Origin of the sequence: Bradyrhizobium japonicum USDA 6, assembly GCF_000284375.1 — a bacterium.
Lineage (GTDB): Bacteria > Pseudomonadota > Alphaproteobacteria > Rhizobiales > Xanthobacteraceae > Bradyrhizobium > Bradyrhizobium japonicum.
Window position 1 is genome coordinate 5,374,530 of record NC_017249.1, and the last position, 23,556, is coordinate 5,398,085.

A 23,556-nucleotide genomic window follows, 5' to 3' on the forward strand; every position below is an offset into this window, starting at 1 on the left:
TCGGCCTCAGGCTGCTGCAACCAGCTCGGTGATCTTGTCGATCACCTGATCGGGCGTAACGCCCTGCGACACCGCCTCGTAGCTGAGGATGATCCGGTGGCGCAGGCAGTCGTGGATCACCGCGCGCACGTGGTCGGGCGTCACGAAATCATACTCATCGAACCAGGCACGAGTTCGCGCGCAACGGTCCAGCGCCAGACTGCCGCGCGGGCTGGCGCCGACCTGGATCCATTTGCTCAAGGGCTCGCCATAGCGCCCGGGAAAGCGCGTCGCGTAGATCACGTCGACCATGTACTTCTGAACGAGGTCGGAGACGAAGATGCCGTCGATTTCGCCACGTGCATCCAGGATCGCCTGCTGCGGGATCGGGGGCGGCTCCGAGGTGTGGTCCTTCGGTGCCTGCGCGTTCTCGGCACGATTGAGCCGGATGATCTCGCCTTCGGATGCCTCGTCGGGATAGGTGATGACGACATGCATCAGGAAGCGGTCGAGCTGCGCTTCGGGAAGCGCATAGGTGCCTTCCTGCTCGATCGGGTTCTCGGTCGCGAGCACCATGAACAGATCCGGCATCTTGTAAGTCTTGCCCGCAACCGTGACCTGGCGCTCCTCCATGGCCTCGAGCAGCGCGGACTGCACCTTGGCCGGAGCGCGGTTGATCTCGTCGGCGAGCACAAGATTGGCGAAGATCGGCCCTTTCTGAAACTCAAACTGTCCACCATTGTCGGTCTGGACGTAGATCTCGGCGCCAGTCACGTCCGACGGCAGGAGATCCGGGGTGAATTGCACGCGCGACAAATCGGCGGCGAGATGCTTTGCCAGCGTCTTGACTGCCCGCGTCTTGGCGAGACCGGGCAGGCTCTCGATCAGAAGATTACCGTTGGCAAGGAGGCCAATCAGCATGCTCTCGACCAGATGATCCTGCCCCAGGACGGACTTTCCGATCCGCGACTTCAGTTCAAGCACCGCGTCAAGCGCTGACGAACGCTTCGAACTCTCCGGGCCCGCGGGCCCCCTACTCGTCGTCTCTATCGCCTGCAACTTTCGACACTCCATCGGACGTAGTGCAATCGCGCGGGCCATGATGCACGGCCCGCGGTGACGATCCGGCGATCAGTTCTTGTTTGGGCCCGCCGCGGTGATCTTTTCCATGACATCGCTAACCGTGAAGCTCGCCGCCTTGGCCCGTGGCGGGAAGTCCTTGAAGCTTTCGATGTAGCGCGCGACGATGGCTTGGGCCGGCACGAACATGAAGGCGCGATGGGCTTGCCAATCCCCGTAAGCGATACTATCGGGCCCGCGCTCGAATGGGTCTGCCCGCAAATTGTAGAGATTTGGTCCACGTAGCTTGGTGAAATTCCCTTGCCAGACCCCGAGCGGAGTCTTGGGATTGACCTCGGTGTGCTGCTCCATGAACACGACCTTCCAATCCTTGATGCGGAGTGCCATCAAGTCGCCGTCATCACTCCAGTAAAGAAACTCTTCGCGCGGCGATTTCGGTGCATCGCCCTTCAGGAACGGGAGTAGGTTCATGCCGTCGAGGTGAACCTTGAAGCTCTTGCCGTTGAGCGTGGAGCCCTTCTTCAGGTTTTCGACGAGAGCACCGTCGCCATTCGCGGCCGCGAAAGTCGGAATGAAATCCTCGTGCGAGCAAATATCGTTGACGATGGTGCCAGGCTTGATCACGCCCGGCCAGCGAATGAGGCATGGCACCCGGAAGCCGCCCTCCCAATTCGTCGCCTTCTCGCCTTTAAACGGAGTCGCGCCGCCATCCGGCCATGTGAAGACCTCGGCGCCATTGTCCGTGGTGTAAACCACGATCGTATTGTCGGCGACACCGAGGTCATCGACGAGCTTCAACAACTCACCCACATGTCCATCGTGCTCGACCATGCCGTCCGGGTAGACACCGAGACCCGTCTTGCCTTCTGACTCCTTCTTGAGGTGCGTGAAAATGTGCATTCGTGTCGAGTTGAAGTAGCAGAACCACGGCCTGTTGGCGCGGTGCTGACGGTTGATGAAATCCTTCGCACCCGCCAGGAACTCCTCGTCCACTGTCTCCATGCGTTTGGAGGTGAGCGGCCCGGTGTTCTCGATCTTGCCGTCGCTCGTCGCCTTGAGGACGCCGCGCGGCCCGAACTTCTTCCGGAATTCCGGATCCTTGGGATAGTCGGGGTTCTCCGGCTCCTCTTCCGCATTCAGGTGATAGAGATTGCCGAAGAACTCGTCGAAGCCGTGCGCAGTTGGCAGGTGCTCGTCGCGATCGCCAAGATGGTTCTTGCCGAACTGACCTGTGGCGTAGCCGTAGGTTTTCAGCACGTCCGCCACGCTGGGATCGAGTGGTCCGAGGCCAAGCTCCGCGCCGGGAAGGCCGACCTTCGTAAGTCCGGTTCGGATCGGCGATTGCCCGGTGATGAAGGCGGCCCGTCCCGCGGTACAGCTCTGCTGACCGTACCAATCGGTGAAGACGGCGCCTTCCTTGCCGATGCGGTCGATGTTGGGGGTGCGGTAACCCATGACCCCCATGTTGTAGGCGCTAACATTAAACCAGCCGATATCGTCACCCATGATGAAGAGAATATTCGGCTTGCGCGAGCCGCCTGCGGGCGATGCGGCCGGCGCGGGTGTCGCCTTCTGTGCCTGGGCCAACGCCTCCGAGGTCAGTGCCGCTGCCGCCACGATCGATGAGGTTCCGAGAAGCAGGTTTCGACGATCTATCTTTTTTTGAGCCCCGGACTGGTTGTTCTTGTTTTCGAAGTCGCTACTCATTCGATACTCCCTACGTTGCGGCGCTTCCTTCTTTTTCTCGAGTGTCGATAGGTCCGCGCACCACGCACCTGAAGCCGACGTGGCTGGTCGAGGTATCGACCGGCTCGGCGTGGCGGGCGGCGGGGCGGTAGCGGCGGCAATAGTTCGGCGCGCAGAGATGCGAGCCGCCCTTCAAGACTCTCCGCGGGATGCGGATGTCGGGTTGACATGGATCAAAGCTTGCCTCCTCGCGGCCGCCGCGGGGATTTCTGGGAATGCAGCAAGGCTTTGCGGCATCGGCGGTATGCTTTGACGACCACCAGTCCGAGGTCCACTCCCAGACATTGCCGATCATGTCGTGGAGGCCGTAGCCGTTCGGCGGGAAAGCCATGACCGGCGAGGTACGCTCGAACCCATCCTCGCGGAGATTCTGGACGGGGAAATTGCCCTGCCACGTGTTGGCCATGTGCTTGCCGCCGGGCATCAGGGCATCGCCCCAGGCGAACTCCTCGCCGTCGAGGCCGCCGCGCGCGGCGAATTCCCATTCCGCTTCCGTCGGCAGCTCCTTGCCGGCCCAGCGGGCATAAGCGGCTGCATCGCTATAGGAGACGTGTACGACCGGATGGTCGTCGAGGCCCTTGATGTTGCTGCCAGGGCCGTAAGGATGACGCCAGTTGGCGCCGCGCATGAAGCTCCACCACTGGCTCCAGTCGGCAAGATCGGTAATGCGCGGCAGTGGCGAGAACACCAGCGAGCCGGCGTAGAGCATTTCCTTGAGCGCGCCGGGATAATCCTTGGGATTGGGGACGATCTGCGCTTCGGTGACGTGGCCGGTGGCGTTGACGAATTGCTTGAACTGCCGGTTGGTTACCGGCGTACGGTCAATCCAGAAACCGTCGACGGAGACGCGGTGGCTCGGCGCCTCCTCGGGATAATGATGGTCGGATCCCATACGGAAGGTCCCGCCGGGAATGTAGACCATCTCGCCGGTCTTCACGTCGTCCGGCAACCACTCGCAATGATCCGGATCCGCCCGCAGCATCGTGGAAACTCCGATACGAGTATTCCACCCGGTACTACGGCGCGGACTTCAGCAGGCGTCGACGAAAGCACATTGCCCGGCATTCTGGACGCATTGTCTGGTCCCCTCTTCTTGGCGCCAAGGGGGCGAGATGGGTGTCGTAGACTTGCGTCAGCATCTCTCCCTCTTTTGCGCACATCCTTCGAGCCCGCGGCAACACCATACCGCCATCCCCGCCCCGCGGTCCGCAGAGCTGTCGTCGCCGATATCGCCTAGGTTGAAAATGGTATCCGAAGATTGGATGCCCGTGATGTGCAGTTTGTGCCAAGACGTCGCGCCTATCGGTGAGGCTTAACGACACATGTCGCGAACTCCTCAATCCACAGCGGTATCTGCGCACAGATCGCGTCAAATTCGGCGATGATTTACCTCAAAGCGCGAACTCGGCTTGTCGCACCCACTTCGCGTTGTGGTGGTATTCCGCCGCCGCCTGCCGCAGAATTGTCGCGCTTGAGTAACAGGGTGGAACCATGGGCCAATTGCTTCTGGTTGATTCGCGTAAGCTCGACGGCTTCGAAGGTCTTCACCAGGCCGTTCACGGCTCGCACGTCGATGTCATGCAGCTGGGGCGCGGGCGATTGCGCGGATCGCTGTCCCATGTCGGAATCGGCGATTTCTCGCTCAGCATCGGCACCTTCAGCGTCGGCATGCGTACGCAGCGTGTCTCCAGCGACGACAAGCTGATCATCGGGATGCTGCTCGCGGCCGAAGAGCGGGTCACCCACTGGTCCTTCGACATGCGCCTCAACGACGTGCTCGTGATTCCGCCGCTGCTCGAGCATGACGGAATCTTTCACGGTGCATCCGCTTACGCCGCCCTGCGCTTCGACATCAACGAGGTCGCATCGCTATTCGGCGGCGAAGCGAGGCTGAGCAATCCCGAAACCTGGCGCAGGCGCGACCATTTCCGGGCGGACCCCGATAGCGGCGCGATCGCCGCACATCGTCTGGTCCGGATCATGTCACATCTGCGCACCTACAGGAGCGGCCTGACGCCCTCGACCGCCGATTTCTGGAAGCGATCGATCGTCGAATGCATGGCGGCCAACGTGATGTCGTCGTTACCGCCCGACGACACCGGCTGGTTGCCTTCGGCAAGGCGGCTGATCCGCCGGGTCGAGGAGTATCTCGACGAGGCCGGCACGCGCCCAGTGCATGTCTCGGAGATCTGCGCCGCTCTCGGGGTGTCGCGCCGCACCCTCCATCGCGCGTTCCAGGAGGTGTTCGGCTTGGGCCCGGTCAGCTTCCTCAGACACAAGCGGCTGTGTGCCGTTCATTCCATTCTGCATGAGAGCGTTCCCGGCTCGACGACCGTGGCCGCTGTCGCCATGCAGCAGGGCTTCTACGAGCTTGGGCGGTTCTCGCAGTATTACCATGCGATGTTCGGGGAACGCCCGTCGCAGACCCTGGGAGGACGAACTGTCCCTCGCCTGAGGGTTCAGCCCTCTGGGTATGAATTATAGGCGCCTGCTTCGGCCGCGCTGGGGGACAGCTATGGTCCAACTGATTCCCCATCGACTGGTCGACAGATCAGCTGGGCGCGGCGGTCTTGCGCGATGTTGCGCAATTGCAACACAAGCAAGGCTTTGAATTTGCTGGATTTTGGCTCCCCGGGCTGGATTCGAACCAGCGACCATCCGATTAACAGTCGGATGCGTTCTCCCCTCCCAAGTTGTTGAGCTGACTCGGATTTACCGAGAAACGCAGCAAAAATACTACAATACGAGGCTCAATTGCTACCCACCGCAAACCACCGAACTTCACTTGAATTCACTCCGCTGTGTGTGCATGGTCGTGTGCACGGGATTTGGAGGGCTCAACGTGAAGCAATTGATCAGCAAAACCACCGTGGATGCTCTGCCGGCCGGCGCTCTGCTGGTCGATACCAAGATTGACGGCTTCGTTGCCCGTAAGCTGCCGAGCGGAAAGGTCTCCTACGGCTTCCGGTATCGAAAGAACGGCAAGCAATGGTGGTTGGGGCTGGGTGTTCACGGCCAGAGCGGCACCACGGCCGACACAGCCCGGGCCCAGGCCAAGGTTTTCCAGGGCCAGGTCGCTGGCGGCAAGGATCCTGGCGCCGCCAAGCTGGCCGAGCGAGAGAAGGCCCTTCAGGCGAAGCAGGCCGCTCGGAACACTGTCGACGCGGTGCTTGACCAATTCGTCAAGCGGCACGTCGAAGGCCTTCGGAGCGCCGCCACGGTCAAGCAATGCCTCGATGACTACGTGCGCCCGAAGATCGGCAGCAAATCGATCTACGACCTTAAGCGCCGCGACATCGTGGATATGCTGGACGCAATCGAAGGCAAGGACGGCGAGCTGGCCGTGACCGCGGATCGCGTTCTCGCCTACGTCCGGAAGGCCTTCAACTGGCAGATGGCTCGAGATGATGAATTCACCTCCCCCATCGTCAAAGGAATGGCCCGCACGAAGCCCGCCGAGCGCGCGCGCGATCGCATCTTGGCCGACGATGAAATCCGCAGCCTGTGGAAAGCGCTGGGCAGCACCGAGGCCGGCCCCGAGCCGTTCCGCAAGCTGGTCCGCGTGTTGCTGCTGACGGCGCAGCGTCGGGACGAAATCGGGCTCATGCAGGCGGAGGAAATCGACGGCGACGTGTTTGTCATTCCCGGCGACCGCTACAAAACGGGTGAAATCAATGCCGTGCCATTAACGACCGCCGCCCGCCAATGGATTGGCGACCGCAAGTCCGGTTACATGTTCTCGGCCACTGAGGGCAAAAGGCCCTTCAGCGGGTATAGCAAGGCCAAGAACCAGCTCGATGCCGTGATTGCCAAGCAGCGCAAGGCGGACGAACTGAAGCCAATGGCTGGTTGGCGACTGCATGACCTGCGGCGCACCGCGCGGAGCCTCATGTCCCGCGCCGGCATCAACAGCGACATTGCGGAGCTCGTTCTCGGCCACAAGCTGCCCGGCATCCGCCGCGTCTATGACCGATACAGTTACGCCGCGGAGAAGCGCGACGCGCTGGAGAAGCTTGCGGGACTGATTTCGATCATCCTTAACCCACCGGCGGACAACGTTGTGCAGATGGGGGCGCGGGCATGAGCGATCCGCAGTTAGATTTGATCCGCTACCTGGGTCGTGTTTGTGTCCTGCTCGCCACGCCGACAACTCTGAAAAAAAAGCAACTCGAGTCTGCCCAATCGTACGCCAAGCGTTTGGGCAGCATGTGCGACTACTTTGCAACGCACAACGATGGAAAGGGTGCGCACGGCATGGCCGGTACTATCCGGGCCGAGCTCACGATCCTCATTCACATTTTGGAGGCAGCAAGCAAGCCTGGACGTTTAGGGCGCCCTCCGAAAGGTGCCCCCTCTGTTGACGACCTTCTGGCGCTAGCCGAGTACAACAGTTTCGAGGGGACGCACAAAGAGAAGCTAAGGCATCTGCATGCGAAGGGCCTGATCATTCTCAAGGATGAAGATGAGGATGGTAAGTGGCGACAACATTTCGCTCGCCTCAACGAGAGGGCCGAACGCTTCGCCAATCATGAAAATGGGGTGGACAAATAAGCGGCCGGACTTTCTGTACGAAGACAAAAACTCGGGCTGAATTGTTGTACTAGGTTCAAGATTCACTAGGCGAAATCACGCCGACATATTCGCACCCATCCGAAGCAACGCCGGCCCACACACGGCCGGCCAACTCGATGGGTGAAAGATGGCACCACTTAACGACAGCAAGGCAGCAGCCAAGCGCTTGTGCGTGGCTGAGGGCACGTTGGCGAACTGGCGTATCCAGGGCAAAGGCCCGCGCTTCGTTCGAATCGGCGGCAAGATCTGCTACCGCGACGAAGATATTGACGCCTTCATTGCCGGCGGCCTCCGCCAGTCGACCTCCGAAACCAAGGAGGTTGCATAGATCATGGCTTCTAAAATGGAAAACCCCGCGCAGGCGGCACGGGGTGTTCCGGTAATTGTTCAGGCTGGCGGCTCGAACACTCCGGAATCTAAATCGTCCCTTCGTGAACTGCAAGCGTGCCACCTAACGCGGCGCTGCGCCATCAGCTTCGCCATGGCCTCGATCGTGGCTCCCCTCATCCATGGAGAGCCAGCATGAGCGAGCCAATCACCATCACTCTCGCCGGCGCTCCCCAGGGAAAGGGCCGAGCTCGAGCATTCCTTCGTGGGCGCCACATCAGGCACTACACGCCTGAGAGAACCCGCAGTTATGAGGGTATGATCCGTACCGCGGCCATGGAAGCGCTCGCAGACCGAGAGGCATTTGACGAGCCGATTGAGCTGATCCTGCGGGCGATCTTCCCGGTGCCGGGCTCGTGGTCCAATCGAAAGCGGGCGCAGGCATACACCGGCAGCATCAAGCCCGGCAAAAAGCCGGATCTCGACAACATCGCCAAAGCCTGGAACGACGCGCTCAACGGCGTCGTGTATCGCGATGACAGTTTGATTTGCCGGATGGCGCTGGAGAAGCGTTACGGGCCTCGGGCCCTCGTGGTCGTCACGGTGCAGCCGATGACGACCGTTCCGCATCGAAACGTTCCAGTGCAGAGCGTGCCTTTCAGTGTTCTGGGCGAGAGCAACGGGAGCGGTGAATGAGCCATCCCCTCATGGTCTCGGATCCGAACATCCGAAAGCAACTCCAACTAGCCGGCCTGCGCTACATGTGCACCCGCGCGCGGTGGCTGGAAAGCGAAGCCAAGATCCTGGGCGTTCGCCTGAAAAATGGCACCCTCTCCTCTCGCGAAGTCGACGCCAAGCTAGAGGAATGGGGTGCCCTTGACTTAGTCTATCCAGAACTCATGGGGCGCGAATGAATCTGCACGCCTTCGATCGAGAGTTTGGGCCGACGCCGGATACCTACCCCGAAAGCGCGGATGGGGAGCCTGTCGTGGAGCCGAGCCCGGCGAAGCCTGTCTATGCGGCCATCACTCCCGCCGCGTGGAAAGGCACTGAGCCTGAGCAGCAGAGATGGGTTGCGTCCGCGCGCATCCCAAGCGGTGATTTGACCATCGTGTCTGGCAATGGAGGCAGCGGCAAGACCGAGATATTGGTCCAGTTGCTCGTCTACGTCGCCGCTGGCCTCGGTGATTGGCTCGGCTGCACCGTCGAGACCGGCACCGCGCTGTTTCTGAGCTGCGAGGAGCCGGAACACAATATCCGCGATCGCGTCGAGCGCATCTGTGCGCACAGGTGCATTGACCCGTACAATCTGCCGGACTTGCACATGGTATTCCCCGATCTGGAGAGCACTTGGCTGGTCCACTCCAACAAGGACGGCCGTCTCTCGCGCGCTCCACTGCTTGACTTTCTGGAAGAATGGATAGTCGCGCACCAGCCCCGCTTGGTGGTTGTCGACAACGTGGCCGCGGTGTTCGACGGCGAAGCCATCGCACGCCGGCAGGTCCGCGCATTCCTCGCGATGCTGCGCAAGATCGCCCGGAAGCATGACACCGCCATCGTGCTGCTCGATCACCCCTCAGTGCGCGGCATGGCGGATGGCAGCGGTACGGCCAACTCGGTGGACTGGCGCAACTCGGTGCGTTCGATGCTGCACCTGTCCGATCCTGAGAAGGACGATCCGGACGCTCGCACCCTCACCGTGACCAAATCCAACCGTGGCCGCACCGGTGAGAAGGTGACGCTCCGCTGGGAAGGGCTCACCTTCACCACGGCTTTGGCTGGCGAAAGTTCCTCGTATCGAGCAGCCGCAGACCGCGACGTCGAGGATCTGTTCCTGCGTCTCCTCGACAAGCGCAACGCCCAGGGTCGCCCCGTGCATGCCAAGAATGCCAAGGGCAGCGCGCCGACCGAATTTGCCGACGATCCGGAGGCCGCTGGCGTCAAGGTCAACGCATTCAGGGGGGCCATGGAGCGCCTGCTGTCCGCCGGCAACATCTGTGTTGTCGAAACCGGTTCGGCATCTCGGCGCCGCACTCACCTCGAAAGGAGGGCATGAAGTGGCCTTCCAACCCCCCTACCAACCCAACTTTGACCCTTCCAACCCCCCTACCAACGTGGCTGCCAACAGCCCACCAACAGCTTCCAACCCCCCTACCAACCGCGTGTTTCCAACCCCCCATACCCCCAGTGCGTTGGAAACGCCCACGCTTGGTGGCGCGGGCGACCAACGAAGAGAGACAGTGCCGCTGGCACGATGGCTCGACCAGAAGCGGCAGCTGAGAGAGACGCGCTCAAGACGACGCTCGGTCAGGTCTTGCAAGGGATTAGGCATGACGGAAAGTAGGCCACCAGCGGCCGGGGGAAGCGGCACGGCGGTGTCGGCTGTCTCCCTTCGCGGCGCTGGTCGAATTCAACGCCGCATCTGGAGGGCCTTTGTCGCCCAGCCAGGCGTCGAGCTATCGACGGCTGATCTTGTGAGTTGGTGTTATCCCAGGCTGACCAGCAGGCCGAATCGCACACAATGGCGGGCCATCAGGCGAGCTGCTGAGCGCGTGGCAAGTCGTGTCCGTCGCACGAGGCCTGGAGGCGTCTATTTTCGAGCTTTGGAAGGTGCAACCGATAATCTATCGGATGCTCATCGTTGATTTTTCGACAGAATTTCTCGTCAAAGCGCCATGCACACGCGAGTGCACAAATCGGAGGTTCAAATGCGGTGGTTTTGTCTTTCGCTCGCCTTGCTCCCGGCCGGAGCCGTTGCTCAGCAGCAGCCTAAGGGGGACGTCTTCCCGCCCGTCGTGAATGGCATTGAGTATCGTCTGAAGTACGGACAGCATCCCCGCGAGGGCTGGCAGGACGGCATGCGGTTTGATTTCTCGCGGGAGGAATGCCGGCGGCGCTTACAGGGCGCTCCCGAGCCATCTGTCTGCATGATCCGGCCGGAGCCGACCGCGCTTTAGCTCTTCGGCCGGTGAGCGACCAGAAGCTCCTCAAATGTCATGGTGTTCGGCTCAAGGCTCTTGCCTACAATTGCCTTGGTGAGGGCTCGGCACATTGGGTAGCTCTCCGAGCCTAAGGCGCGAAATTCTTCCACCTCGGCAAACGCCCTCAATACGCGCTCCAGTTCATAGCCCTGCATTGCAAGGTCGATCGCGGTCTCGAGCATAAGCTGTACTCGGCCCTTATCATCCAAGCCCTGCCACTCGCCGTAGTGGGCTCCGATGGGATCGCCCCAGCCTGGGCTTCGAACGATGCCGGAATTGACCTCGGACACTCGCACTTCTCGCTTTTCGTGGTTCGTCCAGATCACAGCTTTTGCGGCGCTTATCATTGTCCCTCCCAAAGATGCCCGTCGGTAGTGGGCTGGATGAAGTTAGAATCCGTTGAGGCGGCGCACCAGCGACCATTCAACAAAAAGGTGGATTCCTCTCGTTCTTCAAAATCATCTTCGCCACTCAGTTTCCGTTTCTAATCACGCGAGATAATCGTAAGCCATTGACAGGACGTATCTTTTTCTTTGTTCGGATTCTCCTTAGGCTTACACTGTTCGCACCAAATCACTCGATGGTGCGAACCAAGATGTCCGAACAAACGTCCGACCACTTCACTGAGCGAGCAGTGTTCAAGTGCTCGCCTGAGCTGCTCGAGGTCATCGACCGCTCGGCGGCAGCCAGCTTCACCACGCGATCGAACTTCCTCCGCGACACGGTCGTAGAGCGACTGCGGAGAGAGGGCGTCATCCCCTCCCCGCGCGCAACCGTGGGGCTGCCTGATGAAGATCATTCACAACAGGCTGTACGACGAGCTCTGCCGTGAGATCGATAGCGGCACCCCCGAGGAGCGGATTGCCCTGCTGCTGCGTGGCATCGCTGACCGCATCCAGGCGGCCAATGCCAACCCGGTGAAGCTGTCCGACGTGTGCTCAATCCTTCGGGAGAACCCGGACAAGCTCGCGCGAACGGTTCTCCGCAAAAATCTGACGGTGGTGCAGTGATGCGGAAAATCTCACGATTGTTCCTCACGGCACTTTTCGCCGCGACACTCAGCGGGCCCACCCTCGCGGCCGGCACTGTTCCGGGCTTCTCGCTCTCCCCTCAATTCGATCTCAGCGGCAAGATTGCTCCCGGCTGCAAGCTTTTCATCATTCAGGCCGGCACTACCAGCACGCCGCAAAATGCCTACCAAGACAGCGGGCTTACTCAGGTTTTGCCGAACCCGTTAACCTGTGATGCTGCGGGCCGGCTCGGGCAGTTCTTTGTTGCTGATGGACTGATCAAAGTCCGCCTTCAGACTGCGGCCGGCGTTCAGATCACCACGCTCGATAATATCCTTGTCATTGGTCCATCGGGTGGCGGCGGTGGAGGCGGCGGCACGATCGATCCGACGACTATCTTTCAGACCGGCGCCTTCATGCAGTTCTATGGCACCGGAACACTAACCGGGTGGGTACGGGCGAACGGCAGAACGATCGGTTCTGCAACCTCTGGCGCGACGGAGCGGGCGAACGCTGACACGCAGGCGCTGTTTGTCTATCTCTGGGGGGCTGACGCCAACCTTGCGGTAAGCGGCGGTCGTGGCGCAAGTGCAGCAGCGGACTATGCCGCAAACAAAACCATTACGTTGCCTGATCTCCGTGGCCGTGCCATCGCGGGCCTCGACGACATGGGCAGCAGCGCGGCAGGGCGGCTGACATCGACGTATTTTGGTGCGAGCGGAACGTGCTTGGGGTGTGCCGGCGGTGCAGAGAGCAGGACGCTGACCCTTGCTCAATTGCCGGCCGGCATCACGTCGAGTGGGAGCAACAGCATTACTGTTGGGGTCGGCGGCACTATCGCCTTTACGCCCAATACCATTCAGAACGGCACTGCTGGTGGTGGTGCGAATGGGGTCTTCCCGTTCTCCAGTAGTAACTGGACCGGCATATCATCGATATCAGGGACCAACAGCATTTCTGTTACGTCGAGCAACACTAGCGGCGCGGCTCATGCCACGGCATCGCCGATGATGCTCGCCACTATCTTCATCAAATTGTGAGGCCACGCCCATGATCACGCTCACCATCACATCCGAGAACGACGAGCCGTTCACAGTTCGGTTTCAAACTAAACCAGCGGCCGGGCAAGATGGCTCGGTGACATGGCAAGATAGCGAGGTTGTCACCGAAGCCGGCAAGTCGCAGGTCTATGGCATCGATGAAAACTTCAGGCTCATCGTCGAAAGCTGCAAGCCCGATCAGCCTGCAGGGCATCAGTAATTCAACGAAAGGATCTGCCTCAATGGCCAGCCGAGAACTTCTGAAACGGACCGCGTTCGCCAAACGTAATCCCGAATGGGACGATAACCTCCGCGGCGCCAATATCGCGATTGCTCATGCGCACAGCATGCTCTCAGCGGGCAAGCTGACGCAGAAGGAATACAAAGATTACGAGGCGCACCTCTGGCACGAGATGCTGGAAAAAGTGCCGATGGATGTTTTCTCCGAGATGCAGGCCGATGGCTCGCTTGAGGACCTGGAGGCGCTAGCCCGCGGTTACGATGACGACCGCGACTCCCATAGCGTCATGGAAAGTCGGAAGGCCGCTGAGCGAAAGGTCAAGGCCGATGCGCTCGAGCTTAAATGGCTTGACGGCACCATTGATGACAAGACCTACGCGCAGCTTTCCCGCGATCACGTGGGGAAGAGCGAGCGCTTGGATGATTTGATCGCTCACGATCACCATGACAGAGCGGCGCACGAGGCCTTCGGCAGAAACTATGACGAAGAGCCCGACCATGAAAACGGGCTTGCGCGCTACCTGAACGAAAAGTACGGCGGCGGAAAGAAGCCGGACGGCAGCAAGGTCGAGCCGCTCACGTTTAAGCGGGACGAACGCACAAGTTGGGAAAAGGCCACCGACAAAGACGGCATCACCGATCTCGACGCGCTGGAGGCGTTCGAGCGCGACGATTCCGATTCCGCAGGCGCTCATCCTGGCGGATACGTCGAGCATGAAACTGTGCTCGATCTCGGATCCTCGTTCACCAACAATCCCAACCGAGACGACGACTCCTGATGGCTGAGCAAGACCCCAAGACCGGCCGCTTTCTGCCCGGCAACAGCGGCAACGGTGGCCGCCATAAGGGCGCGCGCAACAAGCTGCACGCCGATTTCATCCAGGCGCTGTTGGACCACTTCCACATGCGGGGCACGGCGGAAAATGCCGCCAGCCTTCCGCGCGGTCAGGCAGCCATCGAGATCGTCTACCGGGAAAATCCCCGCGATTACCTGAAGCTGATCGCGAGCGTGCTGCCGAAGGAATACACCATCGAGGACAATCGGTATGACGACGTCGGCGACGAAGAGCTCCGGGAAATCATCGACGACTTCCGCCGAAAAGCATTTGAGCGAGAAGGAAGCCAAAGCGCTGGCGAGGGCGCAGGCGGAGCTAAACCGGCGCTTAACTGAGAACCGGCTCAAATACTATCGGCCCTACCCCAAGCAGCGTTCGTTCCACGAGGCCGGGCTTGTCTATCGCGAGCGGCTGTTTCGAGCGGCCAACCAGGTCGGCAAGACCATTGCCGGCGGCTTTGAAGCTGCAATGCATGCGACCGGCCGTTACCCTGACGATTGGAGGGGCAAGGTTTTCGATGAGCCCACCTTCGCCTGGGTTGGCAGTCCGACCGGGGAGACGCTGCGGGACAATCCACAGCGCATCCTGCTTGGTCGTGTCGGACAGCACGGTACGGGCTCGATCCCCAAGGACGCCATCGTGGAGACTGTGCCGGGCGCTGGTGTGTCCGACCTCGTGGGGACGATCATCGTTCGCTGGGGTGGCGGTGGTGACGTCCAGGCCGGCCAGAGCTCGATCGGCTTGAAATCCTATGTCCAAGGTCGCGAGAAGTGGCAGGGCGAAACCCTGCACTGGCTTTGGTTCGACGAAGAGCCCCCGGAGGACATCTATTCGGAAGGTCTGACGCGAACCAACGTCACAGGCGGCCCCGTGTGGCTGACGTTCACCCCTCTGCTTGGCATGTCGGAGGTGGTGCGGCGCTTCCTGCTCGAGAAGTCTCCGGACCGCCACGATACCTCGATGACGATTGAGGAGGCCGAGCACTTCACGCCAGAGCAGCGGCAGAAGATCATCACCAGCTATCCGGTCCATGAACGCGACGCCCGAACCAAGGGTATCCCGATCCTGGGCTCTGGCCGCATCTTCCCGGTGACGGAGGAATCGATCACGGTCGCACCGTTCGAGATCCCGACCCACTGGCACCGGATCGGCGGAATGGACTTCGGCTGGGACCACCCCTTTGCCGCGGTCGAACTCGCCTGGGATGCTGATCAGGACATCGCCTATGTGATCAAGGCGCACCGGCTACGGGAAGCCACTCCCGTGGTGCACGCGGGCGCCATCAGGTCTTGGGGCCCCCTGCCCTGGGCATGGCCCCGAGACGGCCGCCGGGAGACGCTGGAGGGCGCCGGCGTGGCGTTGGCTGAGCAGTACCGCGCGCAGCAACTCAACATGCTGGACGTCCACGCGCAGTTTGAGGACGGCTCTGTCAGCGTCGAGGCCGGCCTAATGGACATGCTGACCCGGATGGAGACCGGCAAGCTGAAAGTCTTCAGCACCCTGCTCGACTGGTTCGAGGAGTTTCGGCTGTACCACCGCAAGGACGGCAAGGTGGTGAAGCTGGGAGACGACCTCCTCTCAGCCACGCGCTACGGGATGATGATGCTTCGCTTTGCCGAGCAGATCTATCGGCGAGACAAGCCGCGGCGCCGGCGTGGCTTCTTCTGGGGCGGCGGGCACGACACGGGCGCCTGGATGAGCGGCTAGAGGGCCTCATGATCTTAGGCGAAAGTACTGGCCGAACTTTCGAGTGAACGCTTTGAATTGGCGTTAATTTCTATTAACCAACGCACTCACCGAATCTGCTATTCTCGGTTGTGTTGGAGATCTGCATTGACCATTGCCGCCTGCTATCTTTCAAGCGAAGGGATTGTACTGGGTGCGGATAGCACCTCGACTTACGTGCTTCCTTCGGGAAATCATTACTTCAATCACGGCCAAAAGATTTTCGAGATTGGCGAGAATTCGACGCTGGCGATCGTTACGTGGGGCTTAGGAGGTTTGTCTGTTGGAAGCCATCGCACGTTGGTCGCTTTGCTCGCTGATGACCTCAAGAAGGCAAAGCCAAAAAGCGTTCGCGAGGTGGCAGACCGCTGGTGCACGCACTTTTGGAAGGCATACAGCACCTCGCTGGATGCAGAGATCAAGGTTTACGACCAACTCTCTAAGTTGCTGCCATTCGATCCCTTCGCACAGCCTCCAGCTCCGAACTCTCGAACGAAAGAGCAGGAAGCACAACTAAAGGGACTGAGAAACAACCTTGCGGTAGGTTTTTGCATTGCCGGGTATGTTGTTCCCGGTCGTAAACCAGAGGCCTTTGAGATGGTCTTTGATCTCGCTGGACAGCCGACGCCTAAAGACATTCCCGCCAATGGGCAGCGATTTTGGGGTGCGCCCAATATGATTGCCCGTCTGCTTCACGGGTATGATCCTGGGCTGAGACAAGCGCTCCTAAGTTCGGGAAAATGGAACGGAACAGAGGCCGAGTTGGACGGTTTGCTAAGAAAGCAGGCGTTAACTCACCTTCCGGCCCCAATGCGGGATGCCATCGATTTTACCTATGCGTGTGTTTTAAGCACCATCAAGGCGCTTAAGTTCTCGAGTTTCGCACAAACCTGTGGCGGCCCGATCGAGATTGCGGTAATCACCGCCGACCGGCCGTTCCGGTGGGTGCGTCACAAGGCTTGGGATGCAGCTATCACGGAGGGAGAACCATAATGCCGGACCAGAGGAAGGTAGATCAGGTGGATCCTCACTATTCAAGCGATATCCGAGCAGAGGCGGTCGCATCTTCCCCTAGCGACCGTAGCGACATTTACGTCGTGCTGGGCGATCAGCATGCCCATGTGGAAGTCCGCGTTGAAAATGAATACTCGTTGGCTGCGTACATGCCGCCGAGCGACTAATTGTCGCTCTCATAGAGTAATGCAATTAAGCCGCCTGGACCGCCCCGGCGGTTTTTTTGTGCACTAGTGTGTCGAAAAACGGAACACTCTACTCGGAGGTGTTCCGATTGAAGAACACCATGGCGCGTGTTTTTCGCGTCGCAGTTCTGCATCAAGACTTCTCAAGAGCATGAAGGCCGTACTCGCGCCATTCTTTCACCAACGACGCAATAGGCGGGACCGACGAGCGGCAAAGCTCTGTCAGCTTGTCACTGAGGCGCCCTACCAACAGGATTAGATCCCGCATCTCGCCGTATTCGATCGATTTCCAGTTCTTGCGATCGAGAAGATGAACCACTCCGAAGTTGCGGAAGTGAATGAGCCTGGAATGGATGCCCCAATCGATCTCTCGATAGATCGAAAGAAAATCAGCAACCATCTGCGTTGGTGACGGGCCAAACATCGACTGAAACTCTTCGTACTCGTCGAAGACCTTCTGAATGAGAGCGCGTTGCGTCTCAGGCTCTTTAAGTCGCCTGTAGACGCCTTGGAAACTCACGGTCTTTTCGTCGCTGTCCAGCAGGATGCATGTCCGAACCACGGCCATCATGAGCGTGCCGTCCTGAAAACCGAGTGCGGCCTGGTGCCATCCTTGGCGATATTTGTCGTTGCCTTGCGCATTTCTGATGGCTTCGTTCGCCCCCTCGCCCAACCCGAACGACATTGAGGCCAAAGTGGCGATCGAAGATAATCGCGGAGCAGCCTGGATTATGAACTCGGCATCGGCAGCGGCGGTTTGCTCGCTCATGGGACTAGTAAGACCTGCCAGCCGACGATTATTTTGAACAAGCTTCGAAGGATCATCTAACGGCATTCGGCTTGGATTGCGGAAGCCAGCGCGGACAAAAATTTGTCGCTCCCCCCCGCGTTAAGGTGGACACCATCCCTCCTGTCGGTCTCTTCAATGTGGGTGTCAACGTAGGAGATTTCGGCGCCTTCGTTCGCCCGCCTCATGAGATCGTCCGTCTTCGGATCTGGCGTAACCGAAAGGCTGATGATCTTGTCGCTCCGGTCTCGTAAAAGACGAAGCAGGCGAGAGGTATCCGCGCCAGCATCTTCAGATCCTCTATCGTTTGCACCGAGCGCGACGACAACCATAAACGGCCGATGCTGCTCAGAAATGCGCGGCGCGATTGTGTCGAAGTCCTTGATCCGCAAGCCTCCGATGCCAGCATTTATCACCGGGTGACCGCATAGCCGCTGAGGGAGTTTGGCGAGCTCGGTGATGCTGTCGCCAAAAACGATGATCGGGTCTCTCGCTTGGCGGAGGTCCGCAAAGATCATCTTCTCTCGCTTCTCGGGGTAGCTGAGTGGCCTGAAAGCGTAGACCGCGCCCAACGCGGCGATCAAAAGAACGACTGACAATATCCACGGGAATGCGCGGCGCATGGGGTGCATTCCTACCACTACAACCCATAGGTGGGTCAACCATGGTTGATGGCCTCTGAGATTGGACGCGCCGAGGCGCCCCGGAAGGGGATGGATTTTTAAGCAAATCAGGAGCAGCATGTCCGTGGGTGTGACAACCCGGACCAGTGATAAGCCGCTTCATGCTTGGTCAGCATGTCCACTCGATTGGCGTCGAGCGGTGACGGCTGAATGAAACTGTACCTCGTCGGTACGGTTTCGACGGACGCACTTGGCGGTGCGGCTCCGACCCGAACCTTATTGCCTATTCGGATTCCGAGGGCAAGTGGCCGGGGGCGGACTGTGCTGTCCAGGGGAGCAATCCCTAAAAGCGTCCGACCAGTCTCACTGGCTGGTTGTCACCCCCGGCTGCCTCGTCCGACCACGGGGCACGGCTGTGACAAGCCTGAACCAGTGAGCAACCACATGCATATGACTACCCTAGAAAGGCCAGCGGACTCCGCTGATGCGTTTTCACGCCGCCTAGCCATCCAACAGCGCAAACGAGAAAAAACGCTCCAACGCCTCGCCAGACTCAGGAAGAAGGCATCCGCTGAGATCGACCGGCTGATCGCCTTCCTGGACGCCTCCGACCCCTACGTCATGACCGAGCTCGAGGACGACATTTCGGCGGACCTGGAAGACGAGGACCCTGCCGAGGATGACGACCCGGCAGAGAACGACCTCGACGACGAACCGTCGCTCGGCAGCATTGAGCGGCACCCGAGCTGCTATGGGCCGGATGGTCGCAATTGGTCGGGCGACCAGATCGCTTGGGCGGACGGTGGCACCAAAGATCTTGAGGACGAGCACGACGGCGCCGAGCCGGGCGAGGATGAAGAACCGTCCCTAGGCGCGTGTGAGGGCCACACTGATCAAAGGGTTGCTTGGCGGGCCACATCAGTCAGCGACTACGAGTTAGATCACTCGGAGAGCGGCATCGGCGACGTGGACGGTTTGCTCGAGCAGGTCGGAACGCAGGACTGGCAGCAAGGGGCGATGGCATGAAGGAAAATTCTTGGCACCGCCGTCACGCCATCCAGCTTGCCAGCCAACTCCCGGAGGGGACCGAGGACGCCATGATCATTCTGCGCCTGATGGCACAGCTTGTTACCGACTTCCTGGATGCTCCAGAGCCGACGCAGAAGGCGGCGCCGGTAGTAGTGCGGATCGGGGGCAACGAGTGCGCCTGATCCGCCTCTACATCGGCCGGCTATGCTTCAAGGCCAGTCTTCGCATTGCCATCGCCGGCACGGTGATTAGCGGCATCGAATTTGGCAATCAGCCGCCTTTTCCGCTGCATCACTTCTGACAAACAAGGCCCGCCGGTTCACGCTGGCGGGCCGCCCTCACTTACCGGCCGCAGCAGGGGCATCCCTGCCCTACGGGCCCCATGCTGATTTGGTTATCTTTGATGACCCGGCTTTCTTCCAGGTATCCGCGGCTCTGCTTATCGATAACGTCAGCGAGTTCTTTCCGCTGGCTGGGATTAAGGCGCAAATATCCCTTTAAAACCGTCTTTGTCTGTTCATCCATTGAGTCTTTCTCCTCCACATACCGGACAAGGCTTTTTGGGCTTTTTCGGCGGGTCGATCGTAGCGGGTATCTCGTTGCATGTAACGCAGGGTTTCTGCAACTCTCGCAAGCCGGCCCGCATCCCGATGCGCAGCTCATCTTGCGTCAGTTCAGCGGACGCCAGTCTAGCGTCTACAACCCGTTGGCGCGCTCTGGCCACTTCGTAAGCCGCTTCGAGCCCGGCCACATCTCGCCTTCCAATATCCCGCCAATTGACCTCCAGTTCGCTCGTATCAGCCATCAGCTGGATCGATTTTGCCCGGTCTTCGTCCCATCGCGCGATGAGGGACCAAAGCGACAGCAGCGCCTGGGCTAGACCAGCGACTGCCAACAGAGCGAGCGCTATCGTTTTGAAGCGGCCCAATTTGTCCATCCAATCGGTCGTCGCAACAAAGGCCACGATCACCGGGATAGAGACGCCCAAAAAGTCGCGCGTTCGCATCCAACGATTCAGCGAAGCTGCCCGCCGCTTGAAAATCTCGTGAGCGCCGCGATTATCGATAAATTGCTTCCAGGCTTCCTGCCGAATGTCATCTTCGCTCAGCGACATCTTGGCCTTTCTAGCCGGAGCAATCACGGAAATGTGTGCAGGGTGTGTGAACGGCTCTTTTTCTGCCAACCAATTCTGCCGCTAAGTGCTTGAATTTGTTGGCTCCCCGGGCTGGATTCGAACCAGCGACCATCCGATTAACAGTCGGATGCTCTACCGCTGAGCTACCGAGGAAAGGGCGAACCAGTCGTTCGCGCGCGGCTGCGTATAACAAAGCCGCTTGCGCTTGCAAAGGACGAATTCGCGATCTTGCACAATGCGCCGAGGAAGGGCCGCCGCCCCTTCCCTGGCTCAAGTCAGGTCAAACTATTCGGCGGTGAAGGACGTGGTCTTGGTGCCGGGGTCGTAGCGCAGCCGGAGCGCAGTCATCTTGCAGAGGTTGACGTTCTTCCAGAGCACGGCCTCGTCATAGTTCTGCCAGTCGACGCGGATGTTCCAGACACAGCCCTCGTCGTCCTCGTCGAACTCGACATAGGTGCTCGCCTGGTTCTGCAAAACCTTGTCGAGCTCGTTCTCCCATTCGTCCAGGCCATCGTCCGGCGCGTTGAAGCCCAGGAATTTGATGGCATAGCCGGTCTCGTTGACGACGGTGACGTTGCGGGCGTCGGCCGCGAACGACGGCGTAGCGGCGATCGCAAGACCGATCGCGATCAGTCCGGACAGAAAATACTTCATGTGAAATTCCCCCGATCGAAAGAGGCTCCGGTGCCTGACGTCGATCCGCGCAGGCACCGCGGCAACAAATGGCGTTGCCTCGAAGAATTCACCCGGAGCGCGATCGAATGGTTCAACACGCGATCGATCGACGCTCCGGAGCGTGCGCGACGCGAGACGCGCACGGGCAGTTCATATCGATTCGAATTCTCCGCAGCAATGAACCGGCATTCATAGATCGGCGGAGTTTGTTTTCTCCGGCACGGGCACCGGCACCGCGGCGCCGTTGCTCTTTCCGGCCACCGCATTAACCAACGACTTCACGGGATCGTCGCCGGGCGCAAAGCCGCTCTGGCGCAGGATCTCGTCGATCATCGGACGCAGCGCGTGCACCTTGAGGAGCTCGCCCGCAAGCCCTTCGCCGAAGCCGACATTGCCTCCCCCGGCACCGTTGCCGCCGAACGCGCCGCCGGTGTGCAGGATGCGGACGTCCTTGAGATTTCCGATCGGCTTCACCATCTCGGCCAGCGCCGAGGGCATGGTCTCGATCCGCTTCTTGGCGAGCTCGAAGTCGATGACGTTGGCGCCGAGCTTGTTCTGCGCCTCGTTCTTGAGCGTGATGATCGCGGCTTCGGCCTCGCCGATATTCCTGACGCCGACGGCCTTGATCTTGTTGGACTCGGCTTCCGCGGTAGCCAGCGTCTTGACGGCCTCGGCGCGATCGAGCGAGGCCTTCTTTTCGGCTTCGGCCGCGACGATTAGCTCGGTCGACTTGCGCTCGGCCTCGGTGCGCGCGGCGAGCACCTGGGTGAGACGGGCACGGTCGGCGACCTCGACCGCGCGTGCGGTCACGACCTTTTCCTCCGCGGAGACGGCGAGCGCCTCGGCGGTCTTGGCGTCGGCGACGGCTTCCGAGGTCTGCTTGCTCTTGGCCGCGATCTGGATCTCGTTCTCCTGCGTGGCGATCTGGATTTCACGCTGCGCGTCGGTCTTGCGCTTGTTGATGGCGAGATCCGACTCGATGACCGCGGTTTCCTTGACCTGCTTGGCGCCGGCTTCCTTCTCGGCAACGGCGCGGTCGGTGTCGATGCGGGCGTTCTCCTCGGTCAGGCGCGCGGTCTGGGTTGCGGTCGCGACTTCAGCGCGGGTGCTCGCGGTCTTGTTGGCGATGTCGCGCTCCTGGGAGAGCTCGGCCTCCTTCTTGGTCCGCTCGATGGTCAGGGTCTGCTGCCGCGCCTCGAGGTCCTTTTGCGCAATCGCCACCTCGTTGTCGCGCACGATCGAGTTGCGGTCGCGCCGGCGCGTCTCGGTAACGGTCTTGAGCTGGGTCAGACCTTCGGCGTCAAAGAAGTTCTCCGGATTGAAGAACTTGACGTCCGTCTGATCGAGTTTTGTCAATGACACCGATTCCAGCTCGAGCCCATTCGACTTGACGTCGGACTCGACCGTTGCCTGCACGTGTTTGACGAAATCGCTGCGCTTTTCCTGCAACTCCAGGATAGACATGGTGGCCGCCACCGAACGCAGGCCGTCGACGAATTTTGCCTCGACCTGGTTACGCAGGGCTTCGGCGTCATTGGTCAGCGCGCCCAGCGTCTGGCTCGCGAGCGCGATGCTTTCATCGTCGGGGCGAACGCGCACGTAGAACTCGGCGACGATGTCGACGCGCAGGCGGTCCTTCGTGATCAGGGACTCCCGCTCCTTGCGCTCGACGGTGAGCCGCAGCGTCTTCAGATTGACGCTGGCGTAGGAGTGGAAGATCGGCAGGATCATGGCGCCGCCGTCGAGCACGACCTTCTTGCCGCCGAGGCCAGTGCGCACGAAGGCCTCGTCGCGGGTGGCGCGCTTGTAAAGGATAGTAAAGACGATCCCGAGGACGACGATCAGCGCGACGCCGATCATGGCCGGGACTGCGATATCGAACATGACTTTCTCCGATAAATGACTTGTCAGCTGCTTAGAGTCGGCTTGGAAGGTTTGAGTTCATCGTCGGCCTTCACCGCGACGAAGCGGGTGCCGGCGCGATCGACCAGCAGGACCATGGTTCCCTGCGGCAGGGGCGATGATGACGGTGCGGCGACCGCCCAGACGAAATGCCGGTTGCCGTGGATGTCGGCGACGCTGACGCGGCCGGGCGGTCCCTGATCGAGCGGGCCGATCACGACCTCGCCGACGCGGCCGACGAGATCGCCGAGGCCGACGGCATAGCTTTCATCCTTGGGAATGACCCGCGCGATGCCCCTGCTTGCGGCGCGGACCAGCGGAATCGAGACTGCGACCGCTCCAACCGAGGCCAGCGTTGCCGGCAAGGGACCGGCCACCATCCGCGCGATGTCCTGGATCAGGAAGCCGGTGATGGAGAACGCGCCGAGCAGCAACAGCAGGAAGATCAAGAGCGGCACGCCGCCGACATTGATCCAGGAGATGGCGTTGATCACGCCATTGTCGCTGGGGTGACCGAAATCGATGTTGGTGCCAAGCATCTCGCTGAGCGAGGCCCCGACCAGCATCGAGACCACCTCGATCGAGCCGACGATGAGGATCATGGCCGCCGCGATCGCGAACGGCCTGACCTCCGGCGACATCACGTGTTCGAGCAGAGCGCTCATGACAC

At 60.4% G+C, this 23,556-nt stretch carries 27 protein-coding genes and 2 tRNA genes; 17 read left to right on the forward strand and 12 right to left on the reverse strand.

Going from position 1 to position 23,556, the window contains the following annotated elements; translation table 11 throughout:
- Nucleotides 1-6: 6 nt before the first annotated feature.
- The 3 genes from BJ6T_RS25420 to BJ6T_RS25430 all read right to left on the reverse strand — a co-directional run bounded on the left by BJ6T_RS25420 (nt 7) and on the right by BJ6T_RS25430 (nt 3,787).
- The gene (locus BJ6T_RS25420) at nt 7-963 is read right to left on the reverse strand and encodes an AAA family ATPase (RefSeq protein ID WP_014495366.1); all 957 of its coding nucleotides are present in this window, start codon (nt 961-963) and stop codon (nt 7-9) included.
- 147 nt (nt 964-1,110) lie between these two features.
- Entirely contained in the window at nt 1,111-2,766 is a 1,656-nt protein-coding gene (locus tag BJ6T_RS25425; RefSeq protein ID WP_014495367.1) for an arylsulfatase, read from the reverse strand.
- Between the two features lie 10 nt (nt 2,767-2,776).
- On the reverse strand, nt 2,777-3,787 hold the full coding sequence (locus tag BJ6T_RS25430; RefSeq protein WP_014495368.1) for a formylglycine-generating enzyme family protein: 1,011 nt from the start codon (nt 3,785-3,787) through the stop codon (nt 2,777-2,779).
- Nucleotides 3,788-4,296: 509 nt separating this feature from the next.
- Here BJ6T_RS25430 and BJ6T_RS25435 point away from each other — a divergent pair.
- Nucleotides 4,297-5,289, forward strand: a complete 993-nt coding sequence (locus BJ6T_RS25435) for a helix-turn-helix domain-containing protein (RefSeq protein WP_014495369.1) — start codon at nt 4,297-4,299, stop codon at nt 5,287-5,289.
- 140 nt (nt 5,290-5,429) lie between these two features.
- Here BJ6T_RS25435 and BJ6T_RS25440 read toward each other — a convergent pair.
- Nucleotides 5,430-5,510: transfer RNA gene (locus BJ6T_RS25440), tRNA-Asn, on the reverse strand.
- 137 nt (nt 5,511-5,647) lie between these two features.
- Here BJ6T_RS25440 and BJ6T_RS25445 point away from each other — a divergent pair.
- From BJ6T_RS25445 to BJ6T_RS25470, 6 genes are all read left to right on the forward strand, one after another.
- A complete protein-coding gene (locus BJ6T_RS25445) occupies nt 5,648-6,889 on the forward strand; it encodes a tyrosine-type recombinase/integrase (RefSeq protein WP_014495370.1) in 1,242 nt (413 codons plus the stop codon).
- Nucleotides 6,886-7,356, forward strand: coding sequence for a hypothetical protein (locus tag BJ6T_RS25450; protein WP_014495371.1), 471 nt, complete (start codon nt 6,886-6,888; stop codon nt 7,354-7,356). The genes BJ6T_RS25445 and BJ6T_RS25450 overlap by 4 nt, the downstream gene beginning before the upstream one ends.
- 148 nt (nt 7,357-7,504) lie before the next feature.
- Nucleotides 7,505-7,705 carry a helix-turn-helix domain-containing protein gene (locus tag BJ6T_RS25455; protein ID WP_014495372.1) on the forward strand — a complete coding sequence of 67 codons (201 nt, stop codon included), beginning with the start codon at nt 7,505-7,507 and terminating at the stop codon, nt 7,703-7,705.
- A gap of 194 nt (nt 7,706-7,899) precedes the next feature.
- A complete protein-coding gene (locus BJ6T_RS25460) occupies nt 7,900-8,400 on the forward strand; it encodes a RusA family crossover junction endodeoxyribonuclease (protein WP_014495374.1) in 501 nt (166 codons plus the stop codon).
- A complete protein-coding gene (locus BJ6T_RS25465; protein WP_014495375.1) occupies nt 8,397-8,618 on the forward strand; it encodes a hypothetical protein in 222 nt (73 codons plus the stop codon). Before BJ6T_RS25460 ends, BJ6T_RS25465 begins: the two co-directional genes overlap by 4 nt.
- Entirely contained in the window at nt 8,615-9,760 is a 1,146-nt protein-coding gene (locus BJ6T_RS25470; RefSeq protein WP_014495376.1) for an AAA family ATPase, read from the forward strand. The genes BJ6T_RS25465 and BJ6T_RS25470 overlap by 4 nt, the downstream gene beginning before the upstream one ends.
- An 897-nt stretch (nt 9,761-10,657) precedes the next feature.
- On the opposite strand, the gene BJ6T_RS25480 is transcribed toward BJ6T_RS25470, so the two are convergent.
- Nucleotides 10,658-11,032 (reverse strand): hypothetical protein, encoded by a 375-nt coding sequence (locus BJ6T_RS25480; protein ID WP_014495378.1) that lies wholly within the window; start codon nt 11,030-11,032, stop codon nt 10,658-10,660.
- A gap of 441 nt (nt 11,033-11,473) precedes the next feature.
- Here BJ6T_RS25480 and BJ6T_RS25485 point away from each other — a divergent pair, with 441 nt between their 5' ends.
- From BJ6T_RS25485 to BJ6T_RS25515, 7 genes are all read left to right on the forward strand, one after another.
- Nucleotides 11,474-11,695: a hypothetical protein gene (locus tag BJ6T_RS25485; RefSeq protein WP_014495379.1), complete on the forward strand. Its 222-nt coding sequence runs from the start codon at nt 11,474-11,476 to the stop codon at nt 11,693-11,695.
- Complete coding sequence (locus BJ6T_RS42670) at nt 11,695-12,735, forward strand: hypothetical protein (protein WP_014495380.1); 1,041 nt, start codon at nt 11,695-11,697, stop codon at nt 12,733-12,735. Before BJ6T_RS25485 ends, BJ6T_RS42670 begins: the two co-directional genes overlap by 1 nt.
- Before the next feature lie 10 nt (nt 12,736-12,745).
- Nucleotides 12,746-12,955, forward strand: a complete 210-nt coding sequence (locus BJ6T_RS25495) for a hypothetical protein (RefSeq protein ID WP_014495381.1) — start codon at nt 12,746-12,748, stop codon at nt 12,953-12,955.
- 22 nt (nt 12,956-12,977) lie between these two features.
- The gene (locus tag BJ6T_RS25500; RefSeq protein ID WP_014495382.1) at nt 12,978-13,754 is read left to right on the forward strand and encodes a hypothetical protein; all 777 of its coding nucleotides are present in this window, start codon (nt 12,978-12,980) and stop codon (nt 13,752-13,754) included.
- Nucleotides 13,754-14,146, forward strand: a complete 393-nt coding sequence (locus BJ6T_RS48545) for a hypothetical protein (protein WP_014495383.1) — start codon at nt 13,754-13,756, stop codon at nt 14,144-14,146. Before BJ6T_RS25500 ends, BJ6T_RS48545 begins: the two co-directional genes overlap by 1 nt.
- On the forward strand, nt 14,082-15,518 hold the full coding sequence (locus tag BJ6T_RS25510) for a terminase large subunit domain-containing protein (RefSeq protein WP_014495384.1): 1,437 nt from the start codon (nt 14,082-14,084) through the stop codon (nt 15,516-15,518). Before BJ6T_RS48545 ends, BJ6T_RS25510 begins: the two co-directional genes overlap by 65 nt.
- 126 nt (nt 15,519-15,644) lie before the next feature.
- Entirely contained in the window at nt 15,645-16,529 is an 885-nt protein-coding gene (locus BJ6T_RS25515; RefSeq protein ID WP_014495385.1) for a hypothetical protein, read from the forward strand.
- Nucleotides 16,530-16,868: 339 nt separating this feature from the next.
- On the opposite strand, the gene BJ6T_RS25525 is transcribed toward BJ6T_RS25515, so the two are convergent.
- Both BJ6T_RS25525 and BJ6T_RS25530 read right to left on the reverse strand, forming a co-directional pair.
- Complete coding sequence (locus BJ6T_RS25525) at nt 16,869-17,504, reverse strand: hypothetical protein (RefSeq protein WP_014495387.1); 636 nt, start codon at nt 17,502-17,504, stop codon at nt 16,869-16,871.
- 56 nt (nt 17,505-17,560) lie between these two features.
- Nucleotides 17,561-18,145 (reverse strand): SGNH/GDSL hydrolase family protein, encoded by a 585-nt coding sequence (locus tag BJ6T_RS25530; RefSeq protein WP_014495388.1) that lies wholly within the window; start codon nt 18,143-18,145, stop codon nt 17,561-17,563.
- A 444-nt stretch (nt 18,146-18,589) separates the two neighbouring features.
- Here BJ6T_RS25530 and BJ6T_RS25535 point away from each other — a divergent pair, with 444 nt between their 5' ends.
- The 3 genes from BJ6T_RS25535 to BJ6T_RS49200 are packed head-to-tail and all read left to right on the forward strand — an operon-like array spanning nt 18,590 to nt 19,475.
- Nucleotides 18,590-19,171 (forward strand): hypothetical protein, encoded by a 582-nt coding sequence (locus BJ6T_RS25535; protein WP_014495389.1) that lies wholly within the window; start codon nt 18,590-18,592, stop codon nt 19,169-19,171.
- The gene (locus BJ6T_RS25540) at nt 19,168-19,356 is read left to right on the forward strand and encodes a hypothetical protein (RefSeq protein ID WP_014495390.1); all 189 of its coding nucleotides are present in this window, start codon (nt 19,168-19,170) and stop codon (nt 19,354-19,356) included. The genes BJ6T_RS25535 and BJ6T_RS25540 overlap by 4 nt, the downstream gene beginning before the upstream one ends.
- Entirely contained in the window at nt 19,347-19,475 is a 129-nt protein-coding gene (locus BJ6T_RS49200; RefSeq protein WP_259228646.1) for a hypothetical protein, read from the forward strand. The genes BJ6T_RS25540 and BJ6T_RS49200 overlap by 10 nt, the downstream gene beginning before the upstream one ends.
- Before the next feature lie 216 nt (nt 19,476-19,691).
- Here the strand turns inward: BJ6T_RS49200 and BJ6T_RS25545 are convergent, their stop codons facing one another.
- The 5 genes from BJ6T_RS25545 to BJ6T_RS25570 all read right to left on the reverse strand — a co-directional run bounded on the left by BJ6T_RS25545 (nt 19,692) and on the right by BJ6T_RS25570 (nt 23,551).
- Nucleotides 19,692-20,357 carry a mobilome CxxCx(11)CxxC protein gene (locus tag BJ6T_RS25545; RefSeq protein ID WP_141378502.1) on the reverse strand — a complete coding sequence of 222 codons (666 nt, stop codon included), beginning with the start codon at nt 20,355-20,357 and terminating at the stop codon, nt 19,692-19,694.
- Nucleotides 20,358-20,387: 30 nt separating this feature from the next.
- Nucleotides 20,388-20,462, reverse strand: a tRNA-Asn gene (locus tag BJ6T_RS25550).
- Between the two features lie 132 nt (nt 20,463-20,594).
- Nucleotides 20,595-20,963, reverse strand: a complete 369-nt coding sequence (locus BJ6T_RS25555; protein ID WP_014495392.1) for a hypothetical protein — start codon at nt 20,961-20,963, stop codon at nt 20,595-20,597.
- 210 nt (nt 20,964-21,173) lie between these two features.
- On the reverse strand, nt 21,174-22,868 hold the full coding sequence (locus tag BJ6T_RS25565; RefSeq protein ID WP_014495393.1) for a flotillin family protein: 1,695 nt from the start codon (nt 22,866-22,868) through the stop codon (nt 21,174-21,176).
- Nucleotides 22,869-22,891: 23 nt separating this feature from the next.
- The gene (locus BJ6T_RS25570; protein WP_014495394.1) at nt 22,892-23,551 is read right to left on the reverse strand and encodes an OB-fold-containig protein; all 660 of its coding nucleotides are present in this window, start codon (nt 23,549-23,551) and stop codon (nt 22,892-22,894) included.
- Nucleotides 23,552-23,556 lie beyond the last annotated feature (5 nt).